Origin of the sequence: Bradyrhizobium sp. BRP56, from assembly GCF_020194035.1 — a bacterium.
GTDB classification, from domain to species: Bacteria; Pseudomonadota; Alphaproteobacteria; order Rhizobiales; family Xanthobacteraceae; genus Bradyrhizobium; species Bradyrhizobium australafricanum.
This window is the reverse complement of the sequence record NZ_JADYVV010000054.1, coordinates 1-12,452: the sequence shown is the minus strand read 5'-3', so window position 1 is coordinate 12,452 and position 12,452 is coordinate 1. Positions and strand designations below refer to the sequence as shown.

The 12,452-nt window shown below is 65.4% G+C and carries 14 protein-coding genes; 6 read left to right on the top strand and 8 right to left on the bottom strand.

Annotation, left to right across the window (positions count from 1 at the left end):
• Complete coding sequence (locus I6F38_RS30670; protein WP_225163029.1) at positions 1-705, bottom strand: GrlR family regulatory protein; 705 nt, start codon at positions 703-705, stop codon at positions 1-3.
• A 286-nt stretch (positions 706-991) separates the two neighbouring features.
• Here I6F38_RS30670 and I6F38_RS30665 point away from each other — a divergent pair, with 286 nt between their 5' ends.
• The 4 genes from I6F38_RS30665 to I6F38_RS30650 all read left to right on the top strand — a co-directional run bounded on the left by I6F38_RS30665 (position 992) and on the right by I6F38_RS30650 (position 6,153).
• Positions 992-2,083 carry a hypothetical protein gene (locus tag I6F38_RS30665; RefSeq protein WP_225163028.1) on the top strand — a complete coding sequence of 364 codons (1,092 nt, stop codon included), beginning with the start codon at positions 992-994 and terminating at the stop codon, positions 2,081-2,083.
• Positions 2,084-2,228: 145 nt separating this feature from the next.
• Complete coding sequence (locus I6F38_RS30660; RefSeq protein ID WP_225163071.1) at positions 2,229-5,003, top strand: molybdopterin cofactor-binding domain-containing protein; 2,775 nt, start codon at positions 2,229-2,231, stop codon at positions 5,001-5,003.
• Positions 5,000-5,524 carry a (2Fe-2S)-binding protein gene (locus I6F38_RS30655; RefSeq protein ID WP_225163027.1) on the top strand — a complete coding sequence of 175 codons (525 nt, stop codon included), beginning with the start codon at positions 5,000-5,002 and terminating at the stop codon, positions 5,522-5,524. Before I6F38_RS30660 ends, I6F38_RS30655 begins: the two co-directional genes overlap by 4 nt.
• A gap of 11 nt (positions 5,525-5,535) precedes the next feature.
• On the top strand, positions 5,536-6,153 hold the full coding sequence (locus I6F38_RS30650; protein ID WP_249794357.1) for an Isoquinoline 1-oxidoreductase subunit: 618 nt from the start codon (positions 5,536-5,538) through the stop codon (positions 6,151-6,153).
• Positions 6,154-6,169: 16 nt separating this feature from the next.
• On the opposite strand, the gene I6F38_RS30645 is transcribed toward I6F38_RS30650, so the two are convergent.
• From I6F38_RS30645 to I6F38_RS30625, 5 genes are all read right to left on the bottom strand, one after another.
• The gene (locus I6F38_RS30645; protein ID WP_225163025.1) at positions 6,170-6,319 is read right to left on the bottom strand and encodes a hypothetical protein; all 150 of its coding nucleotides are present in this window, start codon (positions 6,317-6,319) and stop codon (positions 6,170-6,172) included.
• Between the two features lie 63 nt (positions 6,320-6,382).
• Positions 6,383-7,204, bottom strand: coding sequence for a tetratricopeptide repeat protein (locus tag I6F38_RS30640; RefSeq protein WP_225163024.1), 822 nt, complete (start codon positions 7,202-7,204; stop codon positions 6,383-6,385).
• Between the two features lie 32 nt (positions 7,205-7,236).
• Complete coding sequence (locus I6F38_RS30635) at positions 7,237-7,923, bottom strand: substrate-binding domain-containing protein (RefSeq protein WP_225163023.1); 687 nt, start codon at positions 7,921-7,923, stop codon at positions 7,237-7,239.
• 5 nt (positions 7,924-7,928) lie between these two features.
• Complete coding sequence (locus tag I6F38_RS30630; protein ID WP_225163022.1) at positions 7,929-8,633, bottom strand: hypothetical protein; 705 nt, start codon at positions 8,631-8,633, stop codon at positions 7,929-7,931.
• Between the two features lie 198 nt (positions 8,634-8,831).
• Positions 8,832-9,866, bottom strand: coding sequence for a glutamine synthetase beta-grasp domain-containing protein (locus tag I6F38_RS30625; protein ID WP_024581543.1), 1,035 nt, complete (start codon positions 9,864-9,866; stop codon positions 8,832-8,834).
• Positions 9,867-10,405: 539 nt separating this feature from the next.
• Here I6F38_RS30625 and I6F38_RS30620 point away from each other — a divergent pair.
• The gene (locus I6F38_RS30620; RefSeq protein ID WP_225163021.1) at positions 10,406-10,618 is read left to right on the top strand and encodes a DUF2735 domain-containing protein; all 213 of its coding nucleotides are present in this window, start codon (positions 10,406-10,408) and stop codon (positions 10,616-10,618) included.
• Between the two features lie 90 nt (positions 10,619-10,708).
• Here the strand turns inward: I6F38_RS30620 and I6F38_RS30615 are convergent, their stop codons facing one another.
• Positions 10,709-11,020, bottom strand: coding sequence for an MliC family protein (locus tag I6F38_RS30615; protein WP_028332324.1), 312 nt, complete (start codon positions 11,018-11,020; stop codon positions 10,709-10,711).
• Between the two features lie 85 nt (positions 11,021-11,105).
• Here I6F38_RS30615 and I6F38_RS30610 point away from each other — a divergent pair, with 85 nt between their 5' ends.
• Complete coding sequence (locus tag I6F38_RS30610; protein ID WP_225163020.1) at positions 11,106-11,849, top strand: tyrosine-protein phosphatase; 744 nt, start codon at positions 11,106-11,108, stop codon at positions 11,847-11,849.
• Positions 11,850-11,921: 72 nt separating this feature from the next.
• Here I6F38_RS30610 and I6F38_RS30605 read toward each other — a convergent pair whose 3' ends face one another.
• Positions 11,922-12,128, bottom strand: coding sequence for a hypothetical protein (locus I6F38_RS30605; RefSeq protein WP_035634033.1), 207 nt, complete (start codon positions 12,126-12,128; stop codon positions 11,922-11,924).
• Between the last annotated feature and the right edge of the window lie 324 nt (positions 12,129-12,452).

The following is a 12,452-nucleotide window of genomic DNA, read 5'->3' as shown; positions in this document are numbered from 1 at the left end:
TCAGGCGCGGCGCATCAGCCGCAATTCGGCGGACAGACGAAGGCTGCGCTTGCCGGCCAGCGCGATGCCTTCGAGCTCGGCACCGTCCACACGGCACGAACCGGCAAAACCGATGCCGACTTCATAACCGCCGAACACCGGGTACTCGCCCTTCGCCGGCGTATGCTCCTGGTTGACGATCTCGCCTCGCCAGCGGCCATCGGCCGACGAATACGAACCGAGATAGTAGAAGAACGCATCGCCGCCGAGGATGCGGCCGTCCATCAGCAGCATGACCCCGGTGAGCCCGGCATCGACACCGTCGAGCGCGCGCAGATGGATCGAGTACAGTCCGTTGACGATGCCGCCGGGACCAACCGCCCCGCGCGGCGGCAAGGCCTCGTCGTCGAGCGGCGCCAAATTCGCCCAGAACACGCCGTCCGGCATGGCGTCGGCCTTGCCCTCGAGCAGGATGGTGGAACCCTCGCTCCTGCCGCGCACCTTGATGACGGTGACGTCGGCGCCCATCAGCGGCTTGAAGTTCGGATCGTCATTGTGGCGCTCGGTGATCACCTCGGCGGCGATCTCGCCTTCCGTCACCTGATAGGTGCCGAGATGGGCAAAGGCCGAATTGCCGCCGAGCATCCTGCCGTCATGCATGCACATGATGCTGCGGCCGAATGCGCCGTTGATGCCGTACTCGACCTTGTAAAGTCCGTTGAGCACGCAAAAAATCCAAAAAATAAAATTGATTCTATTCGCCACATAGCACCGGGCCGAACGCCGCACCATTGCGTCTTTTGGCGCAGGCAAACCCGCAATGTCCGGGTGTGGACAGCGGCCGATTCGTCGCTTAGCTGTAGGCACCGCCCGCGTCGTGCTGCGTCACGCGGGATCCGGTCTGCCGGTTCTCTACTCTCCCAGTTCATTGTGTCCAAGCATTTGCGCATTCCGCCAATGGTCGCGCGGCCGCACCCGGCCTCGACACAGGCGAGGCTTCGAGGAGCATCACATGATCAATCGCTTTGGTCTGGCCGCCGCGCTGGCGCTGCTGCTCGGCAGCGGCGGCACAGCCCTGGCCCAGTCGCTGCCCGACTATATGGGGCCGATCTCCGGTAAGACCTCATCAACGCCGGCCGACGTCGCGACCAAGGACGTGCTCGCGCTCAACACCGGCATGTTCGAGCTCTATGGCGATGCGGCGCGGATCTTCCAGAAGAACATCCTCGACAAGCACCCGGTGATCCTCGGCCTGTTCTCCGGCGCCGGCGGCCGCCTGATCCTGTACCGGCCGGGCAAGCCGCCGACCGAAGCGCCGCAGGTGCCGATCGTCTATCAGCTGCTCAAATCGGTCGGCCACAGCACGATGGCGTTGGCCGAGGTGGTCGGCCCCTATGTCAACAATCCCGACGACAAGGCGTGGCGCGGCTCGATGCAGGCCTATCGCAGCCGGATGCAGTCGGCGCTCGACGGGCTCGATGCCACGCCGATGCAGGCGGACTGGCGCGACAACAACCGTGCCATCCTCAAGAACAACATCGCCTTCATGGATGAATGCCTCACTGCCGGCGCGATCCCCTTCGCGACGCTCGAGGCGTTCGGCAAGAAGCAGGCGCCGCTGCTCGCCAGGAACGTCGCCTGGGCTGCGCAGACCCAGGTTGCGCACTGGATGACGGTCATGGCCGACTGGAAGTCGCAACTCGGCGCCGACTGGGACAAGACCTACGGCGCGAGCAACACGATCTATGTGGCGCGGCAGAACAACGTGATCTTCAGCGTGCTGGCGCAGTTCTTCGGGCCCGACGCCATCAACGGCCGCCTGATGCTGATCGAGACGATCTCCTTCAGCACCACGCCGTCGGACATGCTGGAGTCGCTGACCCGGATCATCGCGGACCGCTCGGTCGGCGCGCTGTTCTTCGGCAGCTATCACCTGATGGACTATGAGCTGATGGGGGGCGACGCGCGCGAGGCGATCATCGCCGAGACCAAGAAGCGCGGCATGACCGCCTTCCTGCCGCCGCTGGTGCCGTTCGGTTCCAAGCAGTGGCCGACGCTGATCACGCCGGGTCCGGGACCGGCCACCATCGCCGACCTGAAGTGAGACCAAAGCTACAAGTGAGGCAGCTACGACCTATTGCGGCGTTGCGGTTGCGCTCGCTTTGCCGCAATACTTTCGCGTGTATTGCACCAATTGTTAAACCCCGGCGCGATATGCCGTCGTCGAGGTGTCGATGAAAGATCAGACCATGCGGCCTTCGCGACGCGATTTCGTGAAGTGGTTGTCGGCAGGCGGCATCTCGGTCAGCCTGTCGCATCTGGCGCTGGCGAAGGAACCGGCTTTCGCGACCCGCGAGACGCTGCCCGGCCGCGGCCATTTCAACCCGGCGGAAAAGGGCGCCGGCCGTGTCGACGGCGTCGCCAAGGTCACCGGCGCAAAACTCTACGCGTCCGACTTCCGCGCCGCCGACATGCCGGGCTGGCCCGCGACCACCGCGCATGCCATCCTGGTCCGCGCCGATGACGCGACGCATGTCTATGCCGGCATGGACCTCGCCCGTCTCGATGGTTCGGCAAAGCCGTCGGTTATCGTGACCGCTGCCGATCTCGACCGGATCGGCACGCGGGTCCCGGAATTCTACACCGGCGACCTGTTCTGCCCAGTCGGCAAGACGCCGCTCTATCTCGGTCAGCCGGTCGCGCTGTTGATCTTCGAGCAGTTCGACGCCTTCGACCGCGCGCGCCTCGCGCTGCGTGACGGCGGCTTCGTCAAATTCGGCGACGAGACCGGGCCTGTCATCCTGCCGAACTACGGCGCGTATCGCTTCACGCGCGTGGCGGGCGCCACGCCTGACGCGCCCGACGTCTATTCGCCGATCCAGGCCGGTTGGGTTTCGCCGAGCCGCATCCAGAACGCGGCGCTGCCGGTCTGGCTGCCGCTCGCCAAGGAGACCAAGGCCGACTACGCCAAGGCCGCAACCCATGGCGAAGCGATCCGCGCCCAGCTCGCCAAGGACGATCCGACACAGCTCGTGCTCGACCGCGAGTTCGAGACCCAGTCGGTCGATCCGATGTTCCTGGAACCGGAGAGCGGGCTCGCCTGGTACAGCGACAACAGCGGCAATCTCGAACTGGTGCTCGGCGTGCAGTCGCCCTATGAGGCGACCGAGTCGATCGCCTTCATGCTCGGCAAGGCTCGCCCGCCGTTCCGGCCCTCGCACATCAACGCGCAGTTCGCCCATGTCGGCGGCGGCTTCGGCGGCCGCGACCATACCCCGTTCGTGCTTTATGTGGCGCTGGCGGCGATGTTCTTCCCGGGCCGGCCGGTGCGGCTGGCGCAGGACCGCTACCAGCAATTCCAGGGCGGCATCAAACGCCACCCGATCAAGATGCGCTCGCGGATCGGCATCGATCGCGCCACCGGCAAGATCACGGCATTCGCCGCCGATCATGTGCTCGACGGCGGCGGGCTCGCCAACTTCTCCGCCAATGTCGCGGTCGTCGCCGCGACCGCTGCGATCGGCATCTACGACATCCCGAAAGTCGACGTCACCACCGTGGCGCTGCATTCGCGCGGCGTCACCGCAGGCTCGATGCGCGGCTACGGCACGCTGCAGACCATGACCGCGCTAGAAGTCCTGATCGACGAGGCGGCGAGCGAGCTCAAGGTCGATCCGATCGCATTCCGGCGCAACAATGCGCTGAAGCAGAACGGCCGGACCATGACCGGCAATCCCTACATCGTGTCGGTGCGCACATCAGACATCCTCGACAAGCTCGAGACGCATCCGATCTGGCGGCAGCGCGCTGAGTTCAAGCAGAAGGCACCGGAGGGACGCCTGGTCGGCACCGGCGTCGCCTGCGTCACCAAGGATTACGGCTCGGGCGCGGATTGCTCGCTCGGCCGGGTCGAGATCGACCCCGAGGGACGGATCGCGATCCACTGCGACCACGTCGAGATGGGCAATGGCGTCGGCACCGCGCTCGCCAACCGGGTCGCGAGTCATCTCGGCGCCGTCGCCGATGAGGTCGCGGTCTCCCGGGTCGACAGCTATGACGCGCTTGGCCTGGTCACCTCGGGCGATCCCTACACGATGGATCAGAAGACCCAGGATATCGCCGAGAGGAACCCGCGCTGGGTGCCGGCGATCAGCTCAGCGACCAGCGCATCGATCGGTGCCCATGTCGGCACGCACTCGTCGGCCGAGGCGGCCCGCGTCATCTTCCGCTTCGGCCTGTGGCCGGCGGCGCTCGAGCTCTGGCACATCGCCAAGGCCGATCCCCGCACCCGCCTACGGGACAGAGCGCGCTGGAAGGATGGCCAGCTGGTGCTCGACGATCTCGCGCCGCTGCCGTTGGCAAAGCTTGCCGCGACCGCGCATGCGCGCGGCTTCGTCACCGGCGCCATCGCGCACAGCTTCTCGCGCTGGGCCTGGTCGCGCGCCCGCTTCCCGTTGTTCGGCGAACAGTATCGCGCCGAGATCGACGCGCTCGCTGTTCGTCGCGGCCGAAGCCAGTTCGAGCGGATCGACCGAACAAGCGTGAAATTCCCGCCGACCGACAACAACCGGATCGGCACCGCCTACACCTCGATGTGCGGCACGCTGGTCCGCGTCGAGATCGAGCGCGCGACCGGAATCCTGCGCATCGCCAAGGCCTACAGCGTGTTCGAATGCGGCCAGGCGCTGGTGCCAGAAGTGGTGCTCGGCCAGTCGCATGGCGGGTTCGCGATGGGCGTCGGCTACGCGTTGCTGGAAACCCTGCCGCCGTTCGAAGGCGGGCCCGGCAACGGGCAGTGGAATCTCGGCCAGTACTTGATCGCGCGCGGCTCCGACCTGCCGCTGCACAATCTCGAGATCGAGATGCTGCCGCCGCTGACGCCGGACGAGCCGCCGAAGGGCATGGCCGAGGTGGTGATGATCCCGATCGTGCCGGCGCTGCTCAACGCCATCAACGATGCCACCGGCCACCGCTTCCGCTCACTGCCGGTGACAACAAGCCTGCTCAAGGGAGCGCTGGCGTGACGACGCTCAACCTCACCATCAACGGCCGGAAGCACGGCCCGATCGAGGTCCGCGACGACCTCTCGATGAACGATTTCCTTCGGGAAATGCTCGGCATGACCGGCACCAAGTTCGGCTGCGGCGCCGCGCAATGCCTGAGCTGTGCCGTCATCATCGATAATCCCGACGGCACGAGCTACACCACCCCGACCTGCGTTGTGCCGGCCGCGAATTTCGACGGCAAGGCGATCCGCACCGTCGAGGGCCACGCCAGGGACGGCGAACTCTCGGCGTTGCAGCGCGCCTTCATCGACCACTTCGCGTTCCAGTGCGGCTATTGCACGGCCGGTTTCCTCAACGAGGGCCAGGTGCTGCTCGAACGGCTGGCGAAGGCGCCGGTGGCGCGGGACCAGCTCGAGAGCGTCATTGCGGATGCGCTCGACGGCCATCTGTGCCGCTGCACCGGCTACATCAAGTATCACCAGGCGGTGCGCGACGTGATCCTCGCCGATTCCAAACGCTATCTGACCGCTAGCAAGTGAGCGCGCAAGCAATGCCATCGGAAACGCGGTTTCGGATCGTTGCAGTGCTGACGGCGCTCGCGACCAGCCTGTGCGCGGGCTACGCGGCGTCGGAAAGCGCGAGCCATGCCCTCGCCTCGCCGGAAAGCTTTGCCGGCATCGGGAATGTCGAGCAGCGCTCGGCGGCGATCTTCACCGAGCTCGGCAAGGTTCTGACGCATCCGCGCTGCACCAATTGCCATCCCGCCGGCGACAGCCCGCGGCAGGGCGATATCAGCCGCATGCATCAGCCGCCGGTGACGCGCGGTGCGGACGGCCACGGCAAGGACGCCATGCGCTGCTCGATCTGTCACCAGCACGCCAATTTCGATCCCGGTCGGGTGCCGGGCCACCCGGAATGGCACCTTGCGCCGCGCGAGATGGCATGGGCCGGCAAGACCGTCGGCGAGATTTGCGCGCAAATCCGCGACCCCGCACGCAATGGCGGCCGCAAGGTCGAGGAGCTGGTCGAGCATATCGGCAAGGACACGCTAGTGGGCTGGGCCTGGCATCCCGGCTTCGGCCGCGCACCGGCACCGGGCACGCAGGCGCAGGCCGGCGCGCTGGTCGAGGCCTGGGTGAAGACCGGAGCGGCCTGCCCAGTGCCTTAAGTCGCGCAACTCCCAACTAGTGGCGCTTGAAATACTGCACGTCGCGCTCGTGCTTCTCCGCCGCCGCTCGCGACTTGAAGGTGCCGAGATTGCGGCGCTTGCCGGTCTTCGGATTGACCTTGCGGGAATAGAGCCGGTACCCGCCGGAACTTAGTTTGCGGATCATCGCAACGCCTCGCCAATGCCTTTCGCATGTCAACGACATGCCGCGGCGAGCGTTCCAGTTCGGTCAGAAGCAGAGATTGGTCACGGCATTGCCGCGCTTGTCCTTGATGACATAGGGACAGCGGGCCCGCTCCAGCGCCTTCTTGGCATCCTCGTCGCCGAGCGCCGCCGCCCGCTCGTAATAGGCTTTCGCGGCATCGCTGTCCTTCGGCCCGCCGCGACCGGCCTGCGCGAAGGCGCCCATCCGCTCCAGCGCGCCCGGATGGTTCTGCGCAGCGGCCTTCTCGAACAGCGCCCGCGCGCCGGCATCGTCCTGCGCGCCGCCCTGGCCTTCGGCCAGCATCATGCCGAGCTGGTACTGCGCTTCGGCATTGGTCTCGGCGGATTTGGCGAGCAATTCGCGCGCGCGTGCCGGATCAGCTGCCGCGCCGCCGCCGCCGAGCGCAGCGAGATTGCTGACGCCGCGCGCGTTGCCGGCCTGCGCCGCGCGCTCGAACAATTTGCGCGCCTGCGCCTCGTCTTTGGCAACGCCGGTGCCGTTGCCGTAAAGCACGCCGAGTTCGACCATCGCCGAGGTCGAGCCCTTGTCGGCCGCCTTGCGCCAAGCGCTTGCGGCTTCCGCCGTCTGCCGGTTGGCGGCATAGGCCCGGCCGAGCTGGTACATCGCGCGGCGCGACGATCTTGCGGCCACCGCGCAGTACTTGATCGCGGTCGCGATGTCGGCCGACGCGATGTCGGGCACGCCCTTCACGTCGGCCGGCTTGTCGGGATCGGTGGGATCGGCGGCAAGCCGGTCGCACAGCACGAGGTCGGCCGATTGCGCGTGGGCAGACACGGGCGCGGCAAGCGCCGCAGCAAAGACAATCGCGTGAAGTGGTTTGAACATGACCAGCAGGTTGCGTCGCGGTGCGGGCAAATTCAAGGCTCGAGCCCGGTCTCGCGCAGCACCGGCGCGACATCAGCCGACGACAGATAGCGCAGCAGATGATCGGCGGCCGCTGCGCGCTGTGAGGCTGCCATGCGGCCGGCGGAAAACACCGCCGGGGTCTGCAAATCCAGCGGAATCGGCCCGACGACCTCGATGCCCTCGATCTGCTTCAACTCGCTGATCTGCTGGATTGCGAGATCGGCGTCGCCGCTGACGAGCTTTTCCGCGGTGAAGCCGCTCGGAATGATCACCGCCCGCGCGTTGATCGCCGCCACAATGCCGAGACGCGCGATCAGCTGCGCGAACAGGATACCGCTGGCGCCGAGCCGCGAATAGGCCACCGCCCGCGCACCGAGCAGCGCCGCACGCAGCGCGGCTTCAGTTGCGATGTCGGGATGCGCCGCCCCCGCCTTCACCGCGACGCCGACATGGGAACGCGCAAGATCCACTGCGCTCTCCCGCGCAACGCGGCCCTCGCCTATCATCTCATCGAGGCCTTCGCGGGTCAGGATCACGAGGTCGGCGCCCTCGCCGCCGCGCAGGCGTTTGAGCAGCGCCAGCGTCGGCGCAAAATCGGCGTCGATCGCAACGCCGCTCGCCGCCTGATAGGCGGCGGCAAGCCGCGCGACCGCGCCCTTCAACGCCAGTGTCGAAAGAACACGAACCGAATTGCTCATATGGCCTATGCCCGCCGCATCAACTTGAGCGCGGCCATGAGGCGCAGGCTGCGCTTGCCGGCAAGCGCGGTCGCCTCCAGCACGGCGCCCTCGGCGTCGCAGGTGCCGGCAAAGCCGATGCCGACCTCGTGGCCGCCGAAGATCGGGTTCTCGCCCATCGCCGAAGTGTGCTCCTGATTGAGGATCTGGCCCTTCCAGCGGCCTTTCTCGGAAGTGTAGGTGCCGAGATAGTAGAAGAAGGCGTCGCCGCCAAGGATGCGGCCGTTGTTCAGCAGCATCACGCCGGTGAGGCCGCCGTCGACCCCGTCGAGCACGCGGATGTGGATCGAATAGAGCCCGTTGATGACGCCGCCCTCGCCGACCCCGCCGGCGAGCGGGATGTCCCCCTCGGTGATCGGCGTCATCACCGACTGGAACGGCACGCCGGGCAACTCCTTCAGCTCGCCCTTGAAGCGGTAGAGGTCGCCGTCCGGCCGGCCTTTGGCAATCAGCGTGGCGTCATCGGTACCGGCCATCGCGCGGTAGTTCGGATCGGGGTTATGGCGGACGGTCTGGATCTCGACTGCGACCTCGTCGCCGGCTTTCTCGTAGGTGCCGATATGGGCGAACGCCGAATTGCCGCCCAGCATCTTGCCATCGCCGACATACATCACGCTGCGGCCGACGGCGCCGCCGAGTTCGAACCGGACCTTGTAAAACCCCTCAAACAAGCGCCGCGTCCCCGGCAGCCAAGATGCACCCGTTATCTAGCGCGGTTCATAACGCAGCGAAATCGGTTTCGGCGGAACGCCGCCTGCAAAGGGTATCGCTAAACAGCGAAGGTCCGCCAAGGCTATCGCCCTGGCGGACCCGATTTGCGGTACCGGATGGCTCCATCCGGGTCCGATAGCAGCTTAGGCCGCAGCCATTTAAGCCGCAGCCTTGGCGCCGGTCGGAACCTCGGAGATCGTCTTCAGGATCTGCGAAGCGATCTGGTAGGGGTCGCCTTGCGAGTTCGGGCGACGGTCTTCCAGATAGCCCTTGTAGCCGTTGTTGACGAACGAGTGCGGCACGCGGATCGAGGCACCACGGTCAGCCACGCCGTAGCTGAACTTGTTCCAGGGCGCGGTCTCGTGCTTGCCGGTCAGGCGCTTGTCGTTGTCCGGGCCGTAGACGGCGATGTGATCCATCAGGTTCTTGTCGAAGGCCTTCATCAGGCTCTCGAAGTACTCCTTGCCGCCGACTTCGCGCATGTACTTGGTCGAGAAGTTGGCGTGCATGCCCGAGCCGTTCCAGTCGGTGTCGCCGAGCGGCTTGCAATGGAATTCGATATCGATGCCGTAGCTCTCGGTGAGGCGCAGCATCAGGTAGCGGGCCATCCACATCTGGTCAGCGGCGGTCTTGGAGCCCTTGCCGAAGATCTGGAATTCCCACTGGCCCTTCGCCACTTCGGCGTTGATGCCTTCGTGGTTGATGCCGGCGGCGAGGCAGAGATTGAGATGCTCTTCGACGATCTTGCGGGCGACGCTGCCGACGTTCTTGTAGCCGACGCCGGTGTAGTACGGGCCCTGCGGCGCCGGATAACCCTCTTCCGGAAAGCCGAGCGGACGGCCGTCCTTGTAGAAGAAGTATTCCTGCTCAAAGCCGAACCAGGCGCCTTCGTCATCCAGAACGGTGGCGCGCTTGTTCGAGACATGCGGCGTCTTGCCGTCGGGCATCATGACTTCGCACATCACCAGCACGCCGTTCTCGCGCGCGGCGTCGGGATAGCAGGCGACCGGCTTCAGCACGCAGTCAGAGCTGTGGCCTTCAGCCTGCTGGGTGGACGAACCGTCAAAGCCCCACAGCGGAAGCTGTTCGAGGGTCGGGAACGACGCGAATTCCTTGATCTGCGTCTTACCGCGCAGGCTCGGCGTCGGCGTATATCCGTCGAGCCAGATATACTCGAGCTTGTACTTGGTCATTGAACCTCTCTGTTGATGATGCAAAACCGTGAGGAACCGAAAGCCAGTCGGCCGCCGCACGCGTACCCGGCCACCATCGGCCGGCTCTTACTAAGCAATTAAAATGCCAGTCGCTGCAGTGCGGCCGCCGCCTGACCGCGGATGTCCACAGCGGAGATCGCATTTTTTTCTGCGACATAGCAGCGCGGCTGGCATGCGCCGCGGTCAGTCAAAATCTTCTCCCCGCGCCCTCCGCCGCCCGTTTCTGCAGCAAATTCGGCTACGGCATCGCCCGCCGCTTAATGCGGCGGCAGCGCCATGTGACCGTTCGTGTCCGACGATCGGGTGCCCCGCAACCATCGTCGCGGCTCAAGCGTTGGTCAGCCGCATCCTGCCTCACAGGAAGCAAACCCGAATCCGCCCACGAATTGATCAAACGATGACTATTTCTTGGTCACTTGCACCCCGCCGAGCCCGGGCCGATATCGAAAACACGGTAACCACACGCGAATGAGTCGGGCGCACCATGGAGGCTCGCTCCGGCCAAAGGAGACTTTGACATGATCACCACGGGCCAAAACCAAGGACCGATCCAGGGATCGGCAACAATCTATCAATTCCCGGCAGGAGGCCGCGCGGCTCTTGGCGGACGCCGCTACGGCGAGACGCGGACCGCGCTCGAACTCGCCGCTGAAGTCGAGACCTCGGTCTGCAGCGAGAGCTGGTACCATCAGGCGGCCATCGACGACGCCAAGCCGGGCCGCGATCACTGATGCCGATGCGATCGAGGGGCGCGACGCAAAAACGTCAGACAGCAGCAGAACAATAACAAGGGTCGGAACGCGAGCGTTTCGGCCCTTTTTTCATGCCAGCTCGCATGCCGTCGCCGGCCGCCTCGCATGCCGGAGCCTGGCAAGCCCGGCCCGGCTGATCTCGAGCGTGACCCCGCCGCCCTTGTAGCGCGTGCCCGTCAGCGACAGGCGCTTCTTCAGCGTCACCGCCTTGCCGTCGAGTTGCAGATGCGCGCGCGTATCCCCGTTGAAGAACCCGGCAATGAACTGCGTGCCGTCAGCGCAATGATAATTCCGGAAGGCGGACTGCGCCGACACGTTCGAGGAACCAAAGAGCTCGAAAAGAATTGCGCCGATGACAATGGCGCCCCCGCGATAAGTCATATTCTCCCCCCAACGGGCCGGTTATAGACCTGTCTGCGCCGCTATTCCTGCGCCAAGACCTCATCAGCTGCAACAGGCCCGCCCGATGTCCGAAGCCCCTGCCCGTCATCTCAATCTCGCCGGCGCCAGCAATTTTCGCGACCTTGGCGGCTACCAGACGCGCGACGGCCGGACGGTGCGCTGGCGCCAGATCTTCCGCTCCAACCATCTTGGGCATCTCACCAAGCAGGACGTTGCCGTGGTGCGCTCGCTCGGGGTCAGGAGCGCGTTCGATTTTCGCGGCGTCGCCGAGCGCGCCGAGGCGCTCTGCGGCATGAGCGACGTCACCGTGCATTCGCTTCCCGTCGAGCCGACCGTGGTGGCTTCGCTGCGCGAGATCGCCGGCAACCGTCAGCTCTCGGAAGCCGATGCGATCGACGTGATGCGGGACTCCTACCGGGGCTATGTGCAGGACAACACGGCGCGCTACCGCACGCTGTTTGCTCATCTATTGGAAGACCGGGCGCCGCTCGTGATCCACTGCACCGCCGGCAAGGACCGCACCGGATTTGCCTGCGCGCTGATCCTGCACGCGCTCGGCGTGTCCGAGCAGGTGATCGCGGACGACTATCTCCTGACCAACCAGTTCTACAAGCGCGACCCGGCCCATAGCACCGAGTTGCCTGACGACGTCAAGCAGGTGCTCGGCACCGTGCGCGCGGCGTTTCTGGAGGCTGCATTCGAGGCGATCGATGCCGACTATGGCGGCCTCGACGGTTATTTCCGCGACGGCCTCGGGCTCGGCCAGGCCGAGCGCAAGGCGCTCGAAGGCCGCTATCTGCAGGCCTGATCAGTTCGCCCGACTTTTCGAGCGACGTGCACACCGGTTCGCGTGAAGAAAACGCGGCTGAACTAAAAAAGCTCAGGCCGCTGCGGCCTCGAGCTCGAGCTCCGCATCGAGGTCGGCAATCACATCCTCGAACGCCGAGATCGCCTGCTGGATCGCGGCGATCTGCATCAATTCCCAGCTGCCCACTGGTCCCTTGCGGTTTTGCAGCGCCACCACGAGATCGCGCCGCTGCTCCTTAAGCTGAACCAGCGGTAAACCGTGATCCGGAAGATTTCCCATTCGCATAACCCCTACCTTGGCTGGAGTTCCGCTTCTAAGGAAAGGGTTCTGCAAACGACTTACAGAACTGCTGCAAATTTTATCCAACAAGCCCTACCCCGTAGTCTTACGTAGTCGGGCCGACGTCGTTGGGCTTACGTGATCGCCTCCGGCTTCAAGGCGTCGTCGATCGCGCCGAACAGCGACTGGGTTACGCAGTCGTCCGTTAAGAAGCCGGATTGATCGAGGCTGGCCGGGCGAGCGTGCGCCATAGCTGGGCCAGGAACAGGCACAAGAGATATCTCAGCCAGGCGAGGATGCGGCGGAAGTTGTGTCCGACGGCTG